Raw genomic sequence first — 21558 nt, forward strand, 5'->3', positions numbered from 1 at the left:
CGATGGGCGACGTGGTCCACATTTCGAGCGCGCTGCCACCGAAGGCCAGCCTCGACTATTCCGCGCTGCGCGAAAGCGGCATGCAGTGGATCCGGTTGTGGGCGAAGCGCAGCTGGACCGACCACAACGTGCACGACCCGGGCATCACCATGCTCGAGGCCGCGAGCTACGCGATGACCGAGCTGGGCCTGCGTCTCGACCTCGACGTCGCGGACCTGTTGCGCAGCGGACAGCGGCGCGCGCCGGCCGAACTCGAGCCCGCGCATCGCGTGCTGCCGATGGGACCGGTGAATGCGCGCGACCTGCGGCGCGTGCTTCTCGATCATCCCGTCGTCGGCGATGCCCGGGTTTTCGAGCCGGCGGAAACCGAGGTGGCGTTTTACGAGCTCGCGAATACCAACAATCCGCCGCTGACATTCGCTCCCGGCACGACGCGACTCCGGCCGCGTGGGTTGTACGAGGTTCTCGTCGAGCTGGCTGATCGCCCGCTCAACAGCAACATCTACAAGTTGACGGTCAACTCGGGTGGCCAGGCATACGACCTGGAATTGGCATTGCCGTTCTGGGATGAACCCGAGGCGGCGCCGTTCCGCAGGCCCGCGGTGATCAATTCGATCGCCATGGTGCTCACGGGTGGTGGCTGGCGCGCGCTGCCGGAGCCGCAGAGTCACTACGCGCGGTTCACGGTCAACTACACCGACGATTCGGGCACGCCAGGCAGTATCGAGGTATGGGCTGTGCTGCGGATCGCGGCCCCGTTGGCGCAGCCGGCCCTCGTGACGCCGGGAATCCTGGCCGAGGCGCGTAACGCGATCCAGTCCACCACGGCGGGCCGTCCACTGCTGCAATTCGCTCAGCAGGTGGCCAAGGCGGCCAGCACCGTCGAGCAGATGCGCGCCTATCTATCAGGCTGGCGCAATCTCGGGGAGCAGGCGGTGGGCATCGGGCTGGCGCGCGTCCAGGACGTTGCCGTGAACGTCACTCTCGAAGTCACCGGTGGCAAGGACGTCGAGCAGCTCGTGGCACACATCCTGATGGATATCGACATCGAATTGTCGCCGCGCGTCCGCTTCGTATCGCTCGACACGCGCCGCGCCACGCAGCCGGATCCGGAGTCCATTTACGATGGTCCGTTGCTGCGGCGGGGCTTCCTGTCCGTGGAGTCCGAGGCGCACGTGCCGCCGGACGTGATCTACACCTCGGACGTACTGCGCATCATCATGCGGCGCCGCACCGACACCGGGACGGATCTCGTCACGCAGGAAAATCCGGCCGGGCGCGACATCGTCGCGGTCACCGATCTCACGCTGGGTAACTACATCAACAATCGCGCCATCACGGTGGATGCCGAGGACTGCCTGCACCTGGTCGAAATCGAGCGTTACCGGCCGCGCATCAGCATCGCGAAGTCACGTATCACCGTGGTGCGCAACGATTCCAGGGTGAACGTGGACCTGTCGCGGGTGGAGAGCCTGTTCGCGCAGTTCCAAAAGGATGCGGACGACAGCGCGGTCACCGACGATCCCTCGCCGGAATGGCCCGTGGTCACGGGCGCCGAACTGCCGATCGACGATTTCACACCGCTGCAGATGGAGCTGCCGGCTTTGTATGGCGCCGGGGATGCGGTGCTTCCGGAGAGCGCCGGGCCGGAGCGGCGCGCGGCGGCGAAACAGCTCAAGGGCTATCTATTCCTGTTCGAGCAGTTCCTGGGTGACCTGACGGCACAGCTCGGCAACGTCAATCGCTTCTATTCGGGCGCGGACGGCGACCTGCCCAGTTATTTCGTACGCCCGCCGTTCGATCTGCCGGATGCACCGGCCCTGCTGCGACGATTCCCTGCCAACGGCAACTGGCCAATCTTCGTCACCAACCCTGCCAATCCGGTGACGCGCGCCCTGCAGGATGCCGCCGAAAGCGTCGATCGGCGGCTCGACCGGCGCAACCGGATGCTCGATCACCTGTTGGCACGCCAGGGTGAGGATGCGACCGCGCTCGGGCAGGAGATACACCGCTGGGCGCGCCTCGAGCTCGATGTTTCGGGTCTCACGCCCGCCCAACAGGACGTCCTGCTCGGGACGCGGCGCAACGCGGCGAACACGCGGCTCCTGCGGATCAAGTCAGCCCTGCTGCGCGACACACCCGAGCTCAACGCCTGCCGGCTGCTCGCCAACCGCAATCCGTTCATGCGCGATGCGCGCCTGCTGCGCATCGAGCCCGACGGTGCGAATTTTCGCTGGCGCCTTTCCATCGGCGGGGTGGAACAGCTGCGTGCCGTGGATGTGCAGCCCAGCCTCGCGGCCGCGGCGATCGCGGCCGAGCGCGCGCTCAACTATGCGGGCCGCGCGACCAACTGCATGGTGTTCGACATCGGTGGCGGACATCGCGGGCTGCGCGTCATGCACGGCACCGGATCCGGCGCGCAGGTGCTCGGGGAGAGCGTGCAGTCGTTCGGGTCCGTGGCCGATGCCAACGCGGCACTCGCGCCCATGGCCGCGGCCTTCGCCAGCTATCGACTGCAGTCCTCGCTGTCGCCGCTGGAGCGCCGCATCGCGCATCACGCCGGTATCCGCGGTGCCACGCGCCGGCGTTCTCTGGTGGCGTCGAGCCTGTTTTTCGAAATATTCGGCGTGGCCGCGCCGCCGGGCTTCGTCGGCAAGCGTTGGCGGCTGCGGGGCCTGCCGGCGGTCACGGGGCCGGTCATCCTGGTGAGCGACGGCCAGTTCGAACAGACGACGGATCCGTTGGCCACCGCGCGCGCCGAAGCATCGATCCAGCAGGTCCTGCGTTACGGGCTTGATGACTGGAACTACACCATCGACGAGGCCTTGGGCGTGTTCACGCTGAAGCTGAGCACCCCGGCCGGAGCCGTCATCGCGCGGGCGCCGGCGTCGTTCGCATCGAGCGCCGACGCGGAAGCGGCGCGGGACACGATCGTCGCGCACCTGTACGGTACCTACGGCGCCGAGACGCTGTACCTGGTCGAACACCTGCTGCTGCGTCCCCACCAGGCCGGCGACAGGTTCCTGGGCCTGCCCGAAGGCGAAGGTACGCGCGAACGCGATCCCTACAGCCAGCGCGTGTCGCTGGTTTTCCCGTCCGGACGCGTCCGCAACTTCGCCTCGGTGGCGGCGCCGGACTTGGCCGCGCCGCATCGTTTCCGCGATCCGGAGTTCCGTCGCCACGTCGCCGACGTGGTGCAGCGTGCCTGCCCGGCGCACCTGGTGCCGACTATCTACTGGGTCGATCGGCACGTGGGTCCCGGCGCGCCGCCGGCGAGCTTCGGGGAATTCGAAGACCGGTATTTCAAATGGCTGGACACCGTGCTGATTCCCGGCGCCGCACCCGCGGCGGTCGACGCGGCCCGCAACAACCTCGTGGAGGCGCTCAACGCGATCGCCGATGCCGCAATCTAACCGCCATCGAATCCAGCGGCAGCTGATCGAGCTGCGGCTGATCGCCGAGTCCTCGGGGCCGCGGATCCAGGAGAGCATCGCGCGCACCTTTCGCGAGCAGCTGTTGCCGGCGCTGGCGCAGGTGTTCGACCGGCAGGTGAATGCGCACGAGATGTTGCGCCTGGACCGGCTCGAGATAGACCTGGGTTCGATCACTTCGGAGGATTGGGAACAGGAGTTTCAGCAGCGCGCCGTGGCGGAGGTCACGCGCCACCTCGAACGCTACACGCCGGCGCCCGTGGAGCGCGGAGAGGCGGCGAACGACGACTGGCAGGGCGACGCGCTCGCGCAATGGCTGTTCTTCCTCGTTCATGGCTGCCTGCCCTGGTGGGGTGTGCGGCCGCCGGACGGCTGGAGCGCCGTGGCCAAGGGCGCGCTGGATTCTGAATCACCCGAGTTGCGCCAAACCTTGTGCGCCAACCTGCATGCGCGCGCTCGATTGGTCGATGTGCTGGACGATGAAACGCTCGGCATCGCGGTGGAACGCTGGACCGGCGTCGCGCAGGCGGCGCGGGTGGTCGAGATCCTCGTCCCGGAACGGATGGCACCCGCCGTGCGCGCACGGCTGCGACGTCGGCAGTGGATGGCGATCCTCGACTGGGCACTCGACGACGGGGGTCGCGTCGAATGCCGCATTGCGCTGGCGCGCGAGCTTCTCCAGATATGGCGCGAGATGGTTTCGTCCAGCGCCGCCGAGTCAACCGCGGAATCTGCCGATCGGTCGGCTGTGCAGGTTCAGCGCATCCCGGAGGCCGAAGCGGCGACCCAGTCCCTGCCGCGGCCCTGGATTGAGTGGCTTTCCGCGGCAACGCATCCGGGAGTAGACGCGAAGCGCGAAGAGCCGCCCCGCGTACCGCGTGCAGATGCGCGCGGCGACGAGGCCCGGCCCATGCCGCCCGCACCCGCGCGCCGGCCGGCCGAATCCGGGCCGCCGGTCGACGAAGACCCCATCTATCTACCTTGCGCCGGCGTGATACTGCTGCATCCATTCCTGGAAACGCTGTTCCACGATCGCGACCTGCTCGAGGGAAGGGATTTACGTGACGCAGAGGCGCGCGAACGTGCCGTGCGGCTGGTGGGCTTGCTGGGATTTGGAGAAGTCGACGTTCCCGAGTACGACCTGGTGATCGCGAAGCTGCTGTGCGGCCATCCGCTCGAAGCGCCGCTCGGTCCAGAGCTGCCGGGAGCGGAGGACGCGGCCGCCTGCGATGAAGTGCTCGGCGCCGTCCTGAAACATTGGAGCGCACTGCGCAGCAGCTCGGTCGCTTGGCTGAGGACGCAGTTCTTCCTGCGGGACGGAAAACTCGAACGCGTGGATGAAGGCTATCGACTCACCGTCGAACACCGGGCACAGGACGTGCTGCTGGCGCGATTGCCATGGGGACTCGGCGTCATCAGCCTGCCCTGGCAGAAGGAACACACATTCGTGCATTGGCTGGACTAGAAGAAAGGAGAATCAACATGAAAGAACCATTACGGGTCTCGGGACTACTCGCGGCCCTGTACGCGATGCTGGCGACGATCGCCGTCGTCACACCTGCGCAGGCGGCGCTCTATGAAGATATGGATCTCGCTACCTGCCCGGCGGAGCGGACCTACGCCGCCGACTCGGCGGCGCCGGAAGCGATCAATACGAAGTTCGGTTTCAAGGACACCGCGTCGAGCTTCTTCCTCGAACTGAAAAGCGGCCTGGGCTGCACGGGAACTCATCCGACGATCAATTGCAACAGCGCCAGCGGAGCGCTGAAGGTCGAAGAATCGCCGACCGCGAACAAGGACACGGCGATACCCGGCTCGACGATAGTGAATATCACCACCCCCGCAGCGGTGAGCGACGGGCAGCTCGGCATTTTCCAGGCGATCTACGCCGATGCGCCGGATGCCAATACTCTATGCATCACGAATTTCAAGTTCCGCGCCATCGCCAATGGCAAGGGCTGGGGTGACCCGCACCTGGTGACCGTCGACGGCGTGCACTACGACTTCCAGAGCGCCGGCGAATTCACCGCCCTGCGCGAACCGGAGTTCGAGGTACAGACGCGACAGACGCCGGTGCCCACCGCGACCGTGCCCATCACCAACGAGTACACGGGCATCACGCATTGCGTGGCTATCTACACGGCGGTGGCGGCGAAGTTCGGCAAGACGCGCGTCACGCTGCAATCGGGTGTCGGGGGCAGGGTCAATCCCGAATCCATGGAGCTGCGCGTGAATGGCACGCTCACGCCGCTCACGAACGACGGCATCATCCTGCGCACCGGTGGCGGAGATTCGCCGAGCACGCACGTCCCGACGGTCAAGGTGGATGGCGTCATCAAGAAGGCCGCGGGCGGCGCGATCGAGATGACCGACGTCAATGGCACGCAGCTGGTGGTCACGCCGACGTTCTGGAATGGCCAGAACCTGTGGTACCTCGATGTGCAGGTCTTCCAGACCATCGCGACGCAGGGAACCATGGGCAAGATCGCCGAAGGCAGCTGGCTGCCCGCGCTGCCCGATGGCAGCTCGTTGGGAGCCAGGCCCGACGACGAGAACCAACGCTACCAGGATCTTTACGAGAAGTTCGCGGACGCCTGGCGCGTGACGGACTCGAGCAGCCTGTTCGACTACGCGACGGGTGAGAGCACCTCGACCTACACGCTCGATGAGTGGCCGCGCAACCATCCGCAGTCCTGCGATCTTCCCGGCAAGACCTCGGTGCAACCGGCGACGGCGGCACAGGCCGAGGCGGCATGCAGCGCGGTCACCGATCCGGTGCAGAAGAAGGACTGCGTCTATGACGTGACCGTTACCGGCAACACCGGCTTTGGACAGAGCTACGTGCGGCTGCAGGAATACCGTCCGCATGGCCCGGGCTGGCAGACGCAGGCGCCGTCCTCGGGCCCGTCCACGCCGCCGCCGGACAAACCGCATCGGCCCTGGTGGTGGTGGATCGTGGCGCTGATCCTGCTGCTGATCCTGATCTTCTGGTTCATGTCCCGGCGCAAGAGCACGCCGTGAAGACCGGGCATTCCAGCCTGCATGAGGCATCCGCGCGCCGGAGACGGCGCGCGGGTCTCGCGATCCTGCTGGTGTGTGTCGCCGGTTTTGCGTGCGCCGCGCCCCAGGATTTCGACCTCGATCGGCCCTGCGCGGGCGCCCTGCCAAGGCACACGTTCAATGCCAAGGCGGGCACTGCATTCGATGGGCGCATCGGCCTGCTGAACGGCGATGGCAAGCGGATTTTCTGGGCATTCCTGAGTCCGCCGGCCGCCGGATTCGGTGAGTTGCGTTGTTCCGAGGTCAGGCCGGGCGCGGTGTTCAGGTGTGGCGACGTCACCATCGCGCTGCCCACGGGAGCGCCGAAGGCGTCCGTACCGGACCGCGAATTCACGCGGCTCTCGGGGACCCCGGCCATGAGCGGGGCGATCAACTTCAGCCTGATCATCCAGGAAGATGGTGCGGACGGTGCGAGCTGCGAGCGGCCCTATCTACTGGAAATCCGTCCGGCGGTGATCGACCGGCAGCCGCCGGCGGCGCCCGCCGAGTTCAGCGCCGAGGTGCGGCTGCCGAGCCCGCAGAACATCGTCGACCTGCGCTGGCAGGCGGCGCCCGAAGCGGACGGCGTGGTGCGCTACGAGATCCAGCGCTGCGAGGGCGAGCTCTGCCCGAACTTCACGCGGCTAGCGTCGATCGAGCCGGGCACGCGTTTCACCGATGGGCAAAAGCTGCGCGGTGACGCGAAATATCGCTATCGCATCCGCGCCTTCGACGCAGCGGGCAACGCCGGGGAATTCTCCGGGATCGCAACCGTGCAGACTCCGGCGCCGGGTCCGCCGGATCATCCGCACTAGGCGTCTCATGGGCAGGATGTGGCGCAAGCAGTGTGATGGGACGCAATGCCGCGACCCGGCGTTCAAACCCGCGCGCTCGCCGCGCGGCGACGCCGCTTTCTTCCGTCCCACGCTGGCCGGTCCCGACGCTCCGCCGGTACAGAAGCAGGAAGCACTCGGCGCGGCCGAAGAGGAAAAGAAGGACCCGCTGACGGAGGGACTCAAGACCACTGCGGGCAAGCTGGCCGAGAACGACTCCTTCAAGAAGTGGTACGAGCCGCGGCTGGCCAGCCTCAAGTACACGCTCTGGGACAAGGCCAGTCCCGCCGAGAAGGCCGCCATGGCCAGCTTTCTCGGCATCAACGTCGGCATGGCGGGCCTTGCGTTCGCCTCCAACCCCAAGCTGCGCGAGAGCCTGTCGGGCGTGAATATCGGCAAGCCACTGGGGTGGATCCCGTATTCGCCGGTCGAAGGCTTCAGCTACAAACTACCCGGCGCCGGCAAGACCGCCACCGAGTTCTCCACGGATTTCACGCTCAATCCCTATCTCGACCTGTGGAAGAACCGGCCCGGCTTCATGCCCTCCGGCGCCACGTTCGGGCTGGAATCCCGCTACGACCCGCGCCAGGGATTCAACCTGACCGGCGGCAAGCTATGGCTCGACTTCTTCGGCGGTAGTTTGAAGGCGCAGGGCAGCATCTCGAACGAGCTCTCGCCCTATCCGCGCCTCGACTTCGGGCGCGAGGGGCAGCCGCCCAACTGGTTCATGCAGGAGTATCCGGCGCTGCCGATGATCAAGGGGCCTGACTACCGCTTCGTGCTCAGCGCGGATCTCATGGAGCTCATTCCCGACCTGCAAAACCGCTTCCGCTCGCGGTGATTCGTCATGCAGACCCACGCAACTGCAAGCAAGGAATCCAGCAGCCACGTGAACCGCTCGTTCTTCGCGTCGCGCAGCACCGCAACGCCGTTCTTCGCGCCGATGATCCAGGAGAAGTGCGCAGCGTGCGAAGAGGAGGAAAAGGTTCAGCGCAAGGCGGAACGCGATCAATCGTCGGCGTTCGAGCCGGCCGGGGCGGGCGCGGACGGCGCGGACGACGAGACACCGAATCTGCAGTCGAAGTGCGCCGCTTGCGATCACGAGCCGCCGAAGCTGCAGACGAAACTCACCATCGGCGGGCCGGGAGATCGCTTCGAACAGGAAGCGGATCGCATGGCCGACACCGTCATGCGTTCGCCCGACCTGCGCGCGAGTCCGCTGCAAAGGGCGACCGCCGGACCGTTGCACATACAACGCGAATCGACCGAGAGCTGCGCCATTAGCGAAGAAGAGAAGGAGCCGGACGAGGTCGAAGAAGAGCACGAGGACATCGACCCGGCCGAGCAGGAGCAGGAGACGCTGGTCAGCCCGAAGCGCGAGCCCGACGAAGTCACGCCGCCCTCGGACATGGAGTCGCGGCTCGAAAGCTCGCGCGGTGGCGGCGCCGCGATGGCAACGCCGACGCGCGACTTCATGGAGTCGCGTTTCGGCCATAACTTCTCCGAAGTGCGCATCCACACGGGCGGAGCGTCGGAGGGTCTGAACCGCGACGTGAAGAGCCTCGCGTTCACGAGTGGCAGGGATGTCTACTTCGGCTCTGGCCAGTACCGCCCCGACACGGATTCCGGCAAGCACCTGCTTGCGCACGAGCTCACGCACGTGGTGCAGCAGTCGGGCTCGGGTTCCGGAACCGTACGCGAGAAGGCGGACCCGAACACGATTTCGCCGGCGCGCGAAATGAAGCCTTACTACTCGACGGGAGGCGCGTGGGTGTCGGGCACGGCCACGCACGGCGTCATCGAGAAGCTGTTGCGGGATCACGACGATCAACTGGTCACGGAGGCGGCGATCCCCGGCGCGGACCGGTTCATCCCGATGCTCAACCTGATCGGCGTGGCGGACCTCTACAAGTCCTCTCCCGCGCATCACGTTACCGGCGTCAAGGCTTACAAGGAGGCCGACACGCCCGATCGCTTCGTCAACATGAACAACACCGACTCGCGTGGCACGCAGCCCGCGGTCGATTCGCTGCCGCGGCGCCTCAAGCGCAAGAAGGGCGTGCGCGACTGGGATGGAGACTTCCCCGGGAAAGTCTGGCTGGGCGAGCTCAAACCCTTCGCCACCAGCAAGCTGAGCGCCGGTGTGAACCAGCTCAACAGCTACACGAAGGGCTACATGGCCTTCGTCACGCAGGCCAACAAGATCAATGGTGGCCAGACGCGCGCCAGCATCGAGGTCGAGCGGCTCGACCTAAAGATTCCTGACTACCTCAACTTCGACAACATGGCCACGCAGCAGCATATCCCGTCGAGGAAGAGCACGACGCCGGACGAGAAGACCCGGCTGTGGGTGGCAAGTGCGGGCAAGGGTGTCTATCTGTACGCGGCCTTGCCGGGAGATACGAAGGCGGTGCCACCACAGCGGTACTTCGACGAGCTTGCGGACATGCGCAAGGTCGTGACCGAGCTTGGGCCGAAGAAAGAACCTGCCAAGACCACGGCGCGCATGAAGTTCGCCTCGTCGACAACGAAGCTCGCGATCTCGCGCGCGGGCGCCGGGAGTGCGCGCCGCGTGCAGCGGAACACCACGGAGCGCGGACCCACCTACTGGAGCGACCGCGCGCGCAACTGGGAAACGCTCCGCTCGACCTGGGGCGCGAAGTTTCGCGCGCAAACCAAGGGCGGCCTGAAATCGCACGTGGCAAAAGTGCGCTTCGAAAAGGCGCTGGGCCGGTCGGGACGATCGATGCGCGCGGTCGAAAAAAAGGAGGTGGGCGAATACAAGAAGCTCATGTTCTGGAGCGGCCGCGCGGGCAAGTTCATGGGCAAGGTGCGCTTCCTGCTCGGCGGCGCGTGGGACAAGGGCCTCGCCATCTTCGAGAAGATGAAGACGAAGATGACGGGCATCCGCACCAAGGTCACCGGCCTGAGCGAGACCGGTCTCGTCAAGGTAAGCTGGCAGTCGAAGCTCATCCAGGCACTCATGGTCGTCTGCAAGGCGGTGTTCTCGTCATTTATCACCGAGAGCTTCAATTTCTTCGCGCGATGCTTCGAATCGGCCATGGACAAGGTCATCGAGAAGTTCCAGGAGGAGATGCACAAGCGTTTCGGCGAGGAGCTCTGTCGCGCGCGCAAGCTGTTCGAAGACAGCAAGCAGAAGCTTGAGGAAGAGTGGGGCGACGTCATCCGGCAGATCGAGGCCATCGTCGAAGCGATTCAGAACGTGAAGCGCTGGGTAGACATCTGTACGACCGCGGTGGATTTGATCCGCGTCGGTGTGCAGATCATTTCATGCCTGACGCCGCCTGGCCTGGGCTGCTTGTGGGGCCTCGTGGCGCAGCTCGGCATCGGCGCGATGGTGGGCCTCGTCGTCGGCACGCAGTGGTTCAACGACTACATCATCACGCCAAACGTGCGCCAGTTGATCGACGATTACATCGCGCCTACCTACCAGAGCCTTATCAACCGCGTGCTCGGGCCGGGGCTCTCCGACTATCACTGCCACATCGCGGACGACGCGATCCCGGCGCTGAAGTTCGAGGCGAAGGGCGGACTGACGAACGGTTCGGCGGCGCTGCGCGCGCATCGCGACTCCTGGGAATCGGAATTCGAACCGCAAATCATGGCGGATTTGCAGCGAGTGTTCGGCAATCCGAATGCCAAGCCGGTGACGAAGGAAGACGTGCAGAAGCTTCTGAAGAAAATTAAGGACAGCGGACTGTCGATGGAGGAAGTCAAGGATCGCGCCACGATGCAGAAGCTGCTCGAGCAGGCGCGCGATCCCAAGTCGGGGAAACTCGACATCGAGAAGGCGAAAAAGCAGGCTGTGAAGACGGAGGCGCCTGAGGCCAAGCCCGTCGAACGCAAGATCGACTATGAGCATGCGCGCAAGCAGAACGTCATCTTCCAGAAGATGCACGGTTGGGATCCAACCACTTTCGTCGCGAAGCCCGGTATCAAAGTCGACAGCGATGAGTTCGCAAATGCCGTCTACGACATGCAGGGGAAGGTCGGGGTCAAGCAGGACGGCATACTCGGCGATGACACGCTCATCGCGTTCTACGACAAGAACAAAAAGAAGCCCGATCATTTCTACAAGGAGTCGCAGATGGCGATCGAGGAAAAGAAAGCCGCGGCTGAGCGTGCGGCGACGGAGAGGGCCGAGCGAGAAGCGGCGAAATATCCGGTTAGCGAAGGGCCGGAGTACACCACCGTGGTCACCGGCCTTCCGCGCGACGTCAAGATCCTGAACGCACACACCGTTCCGGCGGCGTCTCGCGACGACCACATCCCCAAGGGCGCACGAATCAACGTGTACGTCGTCGATGTGGGGTCATACGTGAAGGCGGCCGGAGATCGCGACACCGTGGATCCAGAGCCCAAGTTCATCGACCTCGACGTCTGGGTAGATAAGAAGCACGTCTATCGGCTCACGAATGTCGCGGTGTCGAGTTTCTACATCGCCAAGATGTTCGGTTGGGCGTGTTACTGGACGCTGATGCTCGAGATGACCGACGGCTTCACCGTCGATACGCCGAAAGGTCCTTTCACCCTGCATCGTACGGAATGGTGCTGGAAGGACAAATGAACCCGGCAATGAAATCCGTGCGCGTGGCCGCGACGAAAGAATGAAGGAGAAGCAGGTGGAAAAATCACAACGCGCCGCGGTCGTATCGCTGATTCCTGAAAGGAGCTCGCTCGAGAGCGCCTACCAGCGTTTCGAAGGCGCGATGGAATCTAGGCTGCGCGCTCTGTTCGGCGCAGGCGCGCACGAGCCTGCGCAGCCCCCGCTAGCGGTATCCAGGACGGGCGTGGATGAAACGGGCTACGGCTTGTTCCTGCGCGATTTCAACCCCGACAGGGACGCGCAGCTGCTGCTCATGCTGGCGTTTGCGCCGTCGCTCAAGCCCGAGTTCTTCGATTCACTCCTGCAGCGCGTGCATCCTGGCGCGGGTGAATACCCGCAGTTCGGCGGCATCCGCGGCAAGCAGCACCGCGGTTTTTTGCCCACCGGCGACACGGCGCTGTTCCTTCTTGCCGGCGACGATCTCGAGGCGCGCATGCGCTGGCAGACGTTGTTGTGCGGCGAGCATCCGCTCGTGAAAGCTGGCGTGGTCTATCTGGAGGATCCCGCGGATGGCGACCCGCCCATGAGCGGGCGCCTCGTAATCGACAACGATCACGCGGAGCTGTTCATCAATGGCAAGGCGCGTGCGCCCCGCATGTCGCTCAGGTTTCCTGCGCAGCGACTCGAAACCGCGATGGAGTGGGACGACCTGGTGTTGCCGGCGCGTACCGCCGCGGAACTCAAGGATCTCGAAAACTGGGTGCGCCATGGCAGCGAGTTGCTGGACACGTGGGGCATGCGCAAAAAACTGAGGCCCGGATGTCGTGCGCTGTTCTTTGGTCCGCCAGGCACGGGCAAGACGGTGACTGCGACGGTGCTGGGCAAAGTGACTGGCCGTGAGGTCTACAAAGTTGACCTGTCGATGGTCGTTTCGAAATTCATTGGCGAGACCGAAAAGAATCTCGCCACGTTGTTCGACAAGGCCGAGCACAAGGACTGGATCCTGTTCTTCGACGAGGCCGATGCGCTGTTCGGCAAACGCACGCAGGTACGCGATGCGCACGATCGCTACGCGAACCAGGAAGTCTCCTTCCTGCTGGCGCGGATCGAGACGTTCAACGGTCTCGTGATCCTCGCGTCGAATCTCGCGGGCAATGTCGATGAGGCCTTCGCGCGGCGTTTCGAACAGCTCGTGCATTTCCCGATGCCGCGCCAGCATGAGCGACTCTCGCTCTGGCGGAAGGGGCTGCCCGGTCCTGCGTCACTGGAGCCCGGCGTCGATCTCGCGCAGATCGCCGCGCGCTACGAGTTGAGCGGCGGCATGATTATGAACGTGATCCGCTACGCGTCGTTGCAGGCAATCGCACGCGGGGAGCGGCTGCTACGCCAGCAGGATCTGCTGGACGGAATCCGGCGAGAGTACGCGAAGGAAAACAGACTCGAATAGCCGCCATATGTATTACATATTGATAGTATTTGCGATTTTCTGAATCGCTGGAATCTCAAAAAAATGGAATCATCGCTTCCTCTTTATATTTCGTATGAGTCTCCGCTAAGCAATCTGAATCCGATATGGTCGAGTAGGCCGGAGACCCAGATGAAGTCTTCTCTTCCCCGTCCGGAGCCTTCATTGGACGCCTGCCTGCACGCAGCTACTAAGTGATCGGCGGAAAGAGCGGTTCACTATCGGAGGCTCCAAGCCCCTCACAGAACCGTGCTTGCGCTATTTCGGGGTCTGCTTGGGATACGTGTAATTTTTTGTAACTACTCAGGCCCCCGGAGCGGCCTCGCCTGTTTCGCTTGAACACGAGGCGCCGAAGCAGATCATCGCTTCGCCTAAGCGGGGGCAGCGTCCGAGCGGGGTACCTGGGTAGTTACAATCCGGGTTAAATTCTCTTGGGAATTCTGCGGTCCCGGCGAGGGTGATACCGCTAGCGGCAACGCCGGCCCAGGGGGGCCACCGGTCCCGCCAAGGGTCGGAACAGCCGCCCCTTGGCGCGCAGGAAGTGGACGAAGAATTCGAACAGGACCAGGCGGGTGGTCTGGACGAAGACCACTAGGCCCTCCAGCACGATGGCGAAGAGATTGCCCAGGATCACCACCAGCCACCAGCCCAGGGGGTGTTCCACGCCCTGGGCCAGGGTCATGATAGTGTGGGAGAGGGCGGCGTGGGCGAGGGCGAAGGCGCCCACCCGGGCGAAGGACAGGGTGTTCAGCAAGAGTTCGAACGAGCTGTAGAGCAGCCGCCCCAAGGCCCCGGCCAGGGCCTGGATACCCGCCCCGCGGCACTGCCAGAGGCTGCCGGCGATGAAATGGAACAGGGCCAGGCCGGCGACCCAGAGGGCCTGGGGATAGGCCATGGTCACCAGCAACGCCAAGTAAAGGATCAGGACGGCCGCATCCACCGCCAGCCAGGGGCCCAGGGCCCGGTTCCAGTGGGCCTCGAATCCGGCCAGGACCAGCCCCAGCAGCAAGAGCCCGACGCCAAAGGCCAGGGGCACCGCCAGGACGATGATGGGCTGCTCCAGGGGCTTGAGCCAGAGGGCGGGGATCAGGTCGTCGAAACCAAAGAGGTCGCCAAAGAGCAGGCCAAAGGCCATGGCGGCGAGCCCGCAGGGCAGCAGGAAACGGATGTCGGGCCAGCGTTTGCTGAACAGCAGGGCGAAGAGAACCAGCAGCAGGCCATGGCCCACGTCGGGAAACATGTAGCCAAAGAGCAGGGGCACCAGCAGGGCCAGGAGGCCGCTCGGGTCCACCTCCCTGGCGTCAGGGGTGCCCCAGAGCATGAGTAAGGGCCGGTAGGGTTTGGCCCACCAGCTTTGCAGGGTGGTGACCGGCGGTGGCGCCGAGGCCGGTGGGTCCGGGAAGCGCACCACGACCTCGATGCCAGCCCCCCAGAGGGCCTCCTGCAGGCCATCCAGATCCTCGGCGGTGGTCCAGCCGGTGACGTGGCAGAGTTCCTGGCCGCCGAGGTAGCAAGCCACCTTGTCCAGATACCAGGCCAGGGTGTCGATATCGGCCCGGGCGGCGGCGATGCTGGGGTCGGCGCGCAACGCCTGCAGGGGCCTTTCCAACCGGGTGATCTCTTGCTCAATGTCGGTGAGGTAGACATGCAGGCGGTGGATGCGCTCATCCGGCGCGCCGGACAGCCAGGCGGGGATGCCGACTTGCTCGCAGCCCTGTTCCACCACCAGGTGACGGATGAGGGCGCGCTGATCGGGCATGCCCATCATGAAGGGAAAGTCGTGCCGCGGTCCCCGGACCACCAGGGTGGTCTGGGCGGCGACGGTCTCGCTCTCCTCGAGGCGGCAGGTCTTGGGGCAGGCGAAGAGGCACTTGCACAGAAAGCGGGTCTCATGGAAGAGACCTTCCAGGTCCACGCCATCCCGGCGCATGGCGCGCAGGGCCTCGTCGAGGAGGCGCAGGTCCTCCCGCTCCGCCTGCCGCTCCGCCACCTGCTCCTTGAGGTAGTCCAGGCGGGCACTCCAGATGCGCAGCCGGTGCAGGGCCTGGTTGGCCACATGGACGGGATTGCCCAGCAGGGCGCTGGGCCGGTCACGGCCCGCGGGCAGATCTTCCAGGTGGCGGGCGATCAGGTCCCGCCCGCGCTTGACGAAATAGCGCAGCTTGTGGGTATTGAGGGGTTCCGCTAGGCGAGGGTCTATCTCTAGCTCCACCACCCCGGTTCGGGCCAGGATTTCAGTGGCCCGGACCGTATGTTCGTGAGGGACATAGGTCTCGAACCAGCGGGCTTGCATGGGGCGAAGAGAGAGCATATTACTAATTTAGCAGATTCGTATATTTGGCGTTCGCCGGGAATCAAAAAAGGGCCATTCGGCCCTTTTCTATTCAATCACCGGCGAGGCCTTAGCGATCCAGGTTCATTACTTTGTTCCAGGCGGTGATAAAGTCTGTAACGAACTTCTCCTTGGCGTCATCACAGGCATAGACCTCGGCAATTGCACGGAGCTCGGAGTTCGAACCAAATACGAGATCAACCCGAGTGCCCGTCCATTTGACCTGGCCCGAGGCGCGATCCCGTCCCTCGAAGACGCCCTCGGTGGCCGAGGGTCGCCACTCGGTCGCCATGTCCAGCAGATTGACGAAGAAATCGTTCGTCAGGGTTCCCGGCTTGCTGGTCAGGATGCCTTCCCGAGCGCCGCCAAAGTTGGTGTCCAAGGCCCGCATGCCGCCGACCAATACCGTCATTTCCGGGGCGGTCAGGATCATCAGTTGGGCGCGGTCCAGCAACATCTCCTCGGCGGGCGTTTTCAGGCCGGCACGCTGGTAATTTCGGAAGCCGTCCGCCAGTGGCTCCAGGACGGCGAAGGATGCCGCATCGGTCTGCGCGGGCGATGCGTCCGTTCGCCCGGGGGTGAAGGGCACCCTGACCTCATGGCCAACCTTCCTGGCGGCCTCTTCGACCGCCGCGCCGCCCGCCAGCACGATGAGATCCGCCAGCGAAATCCGCTGGTTGCCAGATTGGGCAGCGTTGAACGCCTGCTGGATGGCCTCGAGTTTCCCCAATACCTTGGCCAGTTCCGCTGGCTGGTTGACCTCCCAGTCCTTCTGCGGCGCCAGGCGGAGGCGCGCCCCGTTCGCGCCGCCGCGCTTGTCCGAGCCGCGGAAGGTCGAGGCCGACGCCCAGGCCGTGGTCACGAGTTGGGGGATGGACAGGCCCGAGGCGAGGATCTGGGCCTTCAGGGACGCCAGGTCCTGCTCACCGACCAATTCATGGTCCACCGCCGGCACCGGATCCTGCCAGATCAATTCCTCGGCCGGTACCTCGGGCCCCAGGTAGCGGGCGCGCGGGCCCATGTCGCGGTGGGTCAACTTGAACCAGGCCCGGGCGAAGGCGTCGGCGAAGGCTTCCGGGTCCTGGTGGAAGCGGCGCGAGATCGGCTCGTAGATGGGGTCGAGGCGCAGCGACAGGTCCGCCGTGGTCATCATCGGCCGATGCTTCTTCGAGGGGTCGTGGGCGTCGGGGATCATGTGCTCTTCCTTGACGTCCTTCGCCTGCCATTGCCAGGCGCCGGCGGGGCTCTTCACCAGTTCCCACTCGTAGCCGAAGAGCATGTCGAAGTAGCCCATGTCCCAGGTGGTGGGGTGCGGCTTCCAGGCCCCTTCGATGCCGCTGGTCGTGGTGCAGACACCCATGCCAGACCCGAACCTGTTTCTCCAGCCCAGGCCCATCGCTTCAAGGGGTGCCGCCTCCGGAGCCGGACCGACCAATGACGGATCACCCGCGCCATGGGCCTTGCCAAAGGTGTGGCCGCCGGCCACCAGGGCGACGGTTTCCTCGTCGTTCATCGCCATCCGGGCGAAGGTCTCTCGCACGTCGCGACCAGAACCTAGCGGGTCAGGGTTGCCATCCGGGCCTTCCGGATTGACGTAGATCAGACCCATCTGTACGGCCCCCAGGGGGTTTTCCAGCTCCCGGTCGCCGGAGTAACGGCTGTTGGGCTTGTCGCTGGTGGCCAGCCACTCGGCCTCGGCACCCCAGTAGATTTCGTCCTCCGGCTCCCAGATGTCCTCGCGCCCACCGCCAAAGCCAAAGGTCTTGAAGCCCATGGATTCCAGCGCGCAGTTGCCGGCCAGAATCATGAGGTCCGCCCAGGAGATCCTGTTGCCATATTTCTGCTTGATGGGCCAGAGGAGCCGGCGCGCCTTGTCCAGGTTGCCGTTATCGGGCCAGCTGTTGATGGGTGCGAAGCGCTGGTTGCCGTGGCCGGCGCCGCCGCGCCCGTCGGAGATGCGGTAAGTGCCCGCGCTATGCCAGGCCATGCGGATGAACAAGCCACCGTAATGGCCCCAGTCGGCGGGCCACCAATCCTTGGAATCCGTCATCAGGGCGTAGAGGTCTTGTTTCAGCGCGGCAAGGTCGAGCTTCTTGAATTCCTCGGCATAGTTGAACTGCCCGCCCAGGGGGTTGGACTTGGCGGAGTGTTGATGCAGGATCTTGAGGTTGAGTTTGTTGGGCCACCAGTCCTGATTGGACTGAGCACTAACTCTGGTGCGGGCGCCGGTTATTCCAGCAAATGGGCATTTGGCTTCGGTGGACATGGTTATCTCCTCAGGATGATAGCGTTACCGTGCGGCTAGGAGGTCATACCTCTCCGTCTATCGGTCTGGTTATTTGACAAACTTTGTTCATGCGGGTTCTCCAGGGTGAGGGCATGGAGGGGCTCGCCGGCACCCGCCAGTGGGGAGCGGAGAGGCATTTTCCGTCGCCAGCGAATTACGACGATGGGATTATTGGATCAGAGGCCGAGAAACATCGCCAATCGTTAAAACCGAGAATAGCCATCGGGCCAGACGATAAACGAGCCCTGATACCCGGTGCGCGGCTTGCTTCTCCAGTAAGTAAATGAGAAGCTTTCTCGACTAGCGTTTAGGGTGCTGGCGGTCACCGGTGCAAGGCGCCAAACCACGGGGTCCCTGGAGACGCGGGGCGGGAATCCGCCCATCGCCACGCAAGGGGGGAAGGTCTTGGACGAACGTCAGATTAAGCAGGCGGGGCTGAAAGTCACCCTGCCGCGCATGAAGATTCTGGAAATCCTGGAGACCAGCGGCGAGGGCCAGGGCCCGCGCCACCTGCGGGCCGAGGATGTGTACCGCATCCTGCTGGCCCGGGGCGAGGTGGTCGGCCTGGCCACGGTTTATCGCGTCCTCACCCAGTTCGAGGCCGCGGGCCTGGTCTCCCGTCACAACTTCGAGGGTGGTCAGGCCTTCTTCGAACTCGAGCGCGGCGCCCATCACGATCACCTGGTATGCATCAAGTGCGGTCAGGTGGTGGAGTTCCTGGACGAGGCCATCGAGGAGCGCCAGCGAGCCATCGCGGCGGATCATGGATTCACTCTGGAGGACCACACCCTGAACATCCTTGGCTTTTGCCCCAACTGTCAGGCGGGGCACTGAAGACCTTCATGAACGGCAGCTTGCCGCCCCACAACCCATCTCCACCGCCCAGGGTCAGCCCATGAGCCTGTCTGTCCCGGCCTTCCCCCTCCACGGACCCACCCTGCGTGGCTCCCGCCGCCCCCGCGTGGCGATTGTCGGCCGGAACGGCAGCGGGAAGCACAGCATCTTCCACGCCGCCGCCAGCACCCGAACCCGTCACGAGCGCCTGGCCGGCATCGGTCCCGCCTATGAGGAATGCCTGGTCGAGGTGGGCGTCGATCAGATCTCCCTGGTCGCCTTGCCCGCCATCGAGGGCTTTCATGCCCCGGACGAGGACGAGCGGGTGACGCTGAAGTATCTCCTGTGGGGCGACCGCTGGCCGGCCATCGCCCAACACGAGGACCATCTGCCGGCGACGGTCTTTGCCGCGCCCGATGTGCTCTTGATGGTGATGGACGCCACGGCCCTGGAGCGGGATCTGGAGCTCGCGCTGGAACTGATGCCCTTAGGCCGGCCGATGGTCTTTGCGCTCAACCGCATGGACGAGGCGCGCGCCAGGCGCCGCTTCATCAACGTTCGCTCCCTGGCGGCCAAACTGGGCGGCCCCGTGGTGCCGACCGTGGCACACATGGGCATCGGCCTGGCCGAACTCTTTACCACCCTGACCCGGGTCGCACGGGAGACCCGCAAGGCCCCGCCGGTCCTCTGGGCTCATCCACCCAGTCCGCACATCGTCGCTCAATGGGGAGCGGTTGCCGGGATCGCCCGCGAGCCGGAGGTGGCGGCGGCCTTCGCCGTGCCGGAGGCCTTGTTAACGCTGCAACTGGTGGAAAACGAGGATTACTTTGCCCAGGAGTTGCAGGCCCATTTCCCCGACGCCTATTCCCGGTTGCTCGCCGCCCGCGCCCAGGCCGACGCGGCCTTGCCCCGCCCCCTGGCGGAAGAGATCCACGCCGACCGGCATCACCGGGCCGCCGTCCTCTTCGAGGCGGTGACCCGCCCCGGTCAGGAAGACGAAACCCCCGCCTGGCAACGCTGGGCGGACGACCTCTTCCTGCACCCCCAATGGGGCTTTGTTGGCACCCTGGTGATCTTTGCGATGGTGCTGTTTTTTGTGTTCGAGGTGAGCGCCTTTCTCGACGGGCTCACGGTCGCGCGCCTCATCGCCTGGGCTGAGCCCTGGCAACCCACCAATCTTTTGGGGGTCCTGGCGCGGGCCGTGCTGGATGGCGTCATCGGCCTGGCGGGCATCGTCATCCCCTATATGATCCCGCTGGTGATGCTGCTGGTGGTGCTGGAGGAGTCCGGCATCATGCACCGCGTCGCCTTTGTCGTCGATCGGGGCTTCCATCAACTGGGGCTGCATGGCGGCGTCGCCCTGCCGTTTTTGATGGGGCTGGGCTGCAATGTCCCGGCCCTGGCCGCCACCGCCGCCGTCACCCGGGGCCGCGACCGCACCGTGGCCTCGCTGCTGATCACCTTTCTGCCCTGTTCGGCGCGGTCCGCCATCCTGCTGGCGGTGGGCGGCAAGTATCTGGGTGGCTTCGGGGTGTTCGCCCTCTTCATGCTCATCCCCGTCGTCGTCAGCCTGGTGGGCAAGCTGCTTCAGCGCCGCTATCCCGAGACCACGCCGGGCATCATCCAGGAGATCCCCGCCTACGCCCTGCCGACCCCGCGCCAGGTGGTGGCCAGTACCTGGGATCGCAGCCGCGATATCGTCACCATCGTCCTGCCGCTGCTGGTGGCGGGCAGCGTGGTGCTGGCGCTGCTGGACCGCTATGGCGCCGATGCCTGGATCAACCTGACGCTGACGCCCATCACGAGCTGGTGGCTGGGTCTGCCCGTGGCGTTGGGGGTGCCGATCCTCTTTGGCGTCCTGCGCAAGGAGCTGTCCCTGTTGATGGTGTTTCAGGCCCTCGGCACCCAGGAACTGTCGAGCGTGCTCGACACCACCCAGATCGTCACCTTCCTGGTCTTCCTGACCTTCTACGTGCCCTGCGTGTCCACCTTCGCCATGATGTTGAAGCTCCTGGGCCCGCGGGACGCCTACTACTCCGTCGCCCTCTCCATCGGGGTGGCCCTGGTGGTGGCAGTGGCGGTGCGCTGGCCGCTGGAGCTGGTGGGGTGGCTGGTCTAGCTAATCCAGGCAGATCGGCTGGCCGCGCAGGCCCTGGCGCACCATGGCGCGGCGCAGAGGCGATCTGGGTCTGGAGGGACAGGCCCTTGGGGCAGACGTCGTGGCAGCCGAGCAGACTCATGCAGCCGAAGACTCCCTGATCGTCACCAATGACTCCGTAGTAATCCGCTTCCTCCCGCCGATCCCGGGGGTCCAGGCGGAAGCGGGCGATCTTATTGAGCCCGGCGGCGCCGACGAAATCCTGGCGCATCTGCGCCGTGCCGCAGGCGGCGATACAGCAGCCACACTCGATATAGCAATCCAGTTCGTAGATCCGTTCCGCCAGTTCGGGCTCCATGGGGTCATCGATGGCATCCAGGTCCGGTTCGCCCTGGAGGGGGATCTAAGTCTCCAGCCGCTCGCTCAGGGCGCGCATCCACTTACCCGTAGGGGGCACTGGCGACGAGGGCGGCGGCCTCCGGGGCCACGATAGCGCTCGGGCAGCAGAGGGTGGAACGGCATGAGCTGATCCTGCAGGGCTGTCGCCTCTCCGGGCGCGGCGCTGGCCCGCAGGGCATCGACCTCGGCCTGGCGCTTGGCCGTGTCCGGGTGTTTCCGGACCCTTGCGGAACAGGCCCACCTGATCCGTCAGGATCCGCCCCATGGCTCCGC

11 protein-coding genes and 1 pseudogene are annotated in these 21558 nt (G+C 65.0%); 9 read left to right on the forward strand and 3 right to left on the reverse strand.

Annotated features, from left to right (window positions below):
* Positions 1–2: 2 nt before the first annotated feature.
* The 7 genes from IPN92_09135 to IPN92_09165 are packed head-to-tail and all read left to right on the forward strand — an operon-like array spanning position 3 to position 13317.
* On the forward strand, positions 3–3413 hold the full coding sequence (locus IPN92_09135) for a hypothetical protein (protein ID MBK8638429.1): 3411 nt from the start codon (positions 3–5) through the stop codon (positions 3411–3413).
* Complete coding sequence (locus IPN92_09140; GenBank protein ID MBK8638430.1) at positions 3400–4896, forward strand: hypothetical protein; 1497 nt, start codon at positions 3400–3402, stop codon at positions 4894–4896. The genes IPN92_09135 and IPN92_09140 overlap by 14 nt, the downstream gene beginning before the upstream one ends.
* Before the next feature lie 17 nt (positions 4897–4913).
* Positions 4914–6452 (forward strand): hypothetical protein, encoded by a 1539-nt coding sequence (locus IPN92_09145; protein ID MBK8638431.1) that lies wholly within the window; start codon positions 4914–4916, stop codon positions 6450–6452.
* Positions 6449–7285 carry a fibronectin type III domain-containing protein gene (locus IPN92_09150; protein MBK8638432.1) on the forward strand — a complete coding sequence of 279 codons (837 nt, stop codon included), beginning with the start codon at positions 6449–6451 and terminating at the stop codon, positions 7283–7285. The genes IPN92_09145 and IPN92_09150 overlap by 4 nt, the downstream gene beginning before the upstream one ends.
* A 16-nt stretch (positions 7286–7301) precedes the next feature.
* Positions 7302–8144, forward strand: a complete 843-nt coding sequence (locus tag IPN92_09155; GenBank protein ID MBK8638433.1) for a hypothetical protein — start codon at positions 7302–7304, stop codon at positions 8142–8144.
* A gap of 6 nt (positions 8145–8150) precedes the next feature.
* On the forward strand, positions 8151–11891 hold the full coding sequence (locus IPN92_09160) for a DUF4157 domain-containing protein (protein MBK8638434.1): 3741 nt from the start codon (positions 8151–8153) through the stop codon (positions 11889–11891).
* Between the two features lie 40 nt (positions 11892–11931).
* A complete protein-coding gene (locus tag IPN92_09165; protein ID MBK8638435.1) occupies positions 11932–13317 on the forward strand; it encodes an ATP-binding protein in 1386 nt (461 codons plus the stop codon).
* 484 nt (positions 13318–13801) lie between these two features.
* On the opposite strand, the gene IPN92_09170 is transcribed toward IPN92_09165, so the two are convergent.
* On the reverse strand, positions 13802–15646 hold the full coding sequence (locus IPN92_09170) for a hypothetical protein (GenBank protein MBK8638436.1): 1845 nt from the start codon (positions 15644–15646) through the stop codon (positions 13802–13804).
* 91 nt (positions 15647–15737) lie between these two features.
* A complete protein-coding gene (katG, locus tag IPN92_09175) occupies positions 15738–17933 on the reverse strand; it encodes a catalase/peroxidase HPI (protein MBK8638437.1) in 2196 nt (731 codons plus the stop codon).
* A gap of 426 nt (positions 17934–18359) precedes the next feature.
* Between katG and fur the strand changes: the two genes are divergently transcribed.
* Together fur and IPN92_09185 are read left to right on the forward strand one after the other, a co-directional pair.
* Positions 18360–18788 (forward strand): ferric iron uptake transcriptional regulator, encoded by a 429-nt coding sequence (gene fur, locus IPN92_09180; GenBank protein ID MBK8638438.1) that lies wholly within the window; start codon positions 18360–18362, stop codon positions 18786–18788.
* Between the two features lie 127 nt (positions 18789–18915).
* Positions 18916–20907 carry a ferrous iron transporter B gene (locus tag IPN92_09185; GenBank protein ID MBK8638439.1) on the forward strand — a complete coding sequence of 664 codons (1992 nt, stop codon included), beginning with the start codon at positions 18916–18918 and terminating at the stop codon, positions 20905–20907.
* Here IPN92_09185 and IPN92_09190 read toward each other — a convergent pair.
* A pseudogene (locus tag IPN92_09190) lies at positions 20908–21550 on the reverse strand (hypothetical protein). It abuts the gene before it with no gap.
* Positions 21551–21558: the final 8 nt, after the last annotated feature.

This window comes from Chromatiaceae bacterium (genome assembly GCA_016714645.1).
Lineage (GTDB): Bacteria > Pseudomonadota > Gammaproteobacteria > Chromatiales > Chromatiaceae > M0108.

What these genes read in the sequence shown, in the direction of transcription:
- IPN92_09135 (MBK8638429.1), top strand. Translation starts at nt 3, where the DNA reads ATGGGCGACGTGGTCCACATTTCGAGCGCGCTGCCACCGAAGGCCAGC.
- IPN92_09140 (MBK8638430.1), top strand. Translation starts at nt 3,400, where the DNA reads ATGCCGCAATCTAACCGCCATCGAATCCAGCGGCAGCTGATCGAGCTG.
- IPN92_09145 (MBK8638431.1), top strand. Translation starts at nt 4,914, where the DNA reads ATGAAAGAACCATTACGGGTCTCGGGACTACTCGCGGCCCTGTACGCG.
- IPN92_09155 (MBK8638433.1), top strand. Translation starts at nt 7,302, where the DNA reads ATGTGGCGCAAGCAGTGTGATGGGACGCAATGCCGCGACCCGGCGTTC.
- IPN92_09160 (MBK8638434.1), top strand. Translation starts at nt 8,151, where the DNA reads ATGCAGACCCACGCAACTGCAAGCAAGGAATCCAGCAGCCACGTGAAC.
- IPN92_09165 (MBK8638435.1), top strand. Translation starts at nt 11,932, where the DNA reads ATGAAGGAGAAGCAGGTGGAAAAATCACAACGCGCCGCGGTCGTATCG.
- IPN92_09170 (MBK8638436.1), bottom strand. Translation starts at nt 15,646, where the DNA reads ATGCTCTCTCTTCGCCCCATGCAAGCCCGCTGGTTCGAGACCTATGTC.
- katG (MBK8638437.1), bottom strand. Translation starts at nt 17,933, where the DNA reads ATGTCCACCGAAGCCAAATGCCCATTTGCTGGAATAACCGGCGCCCGC.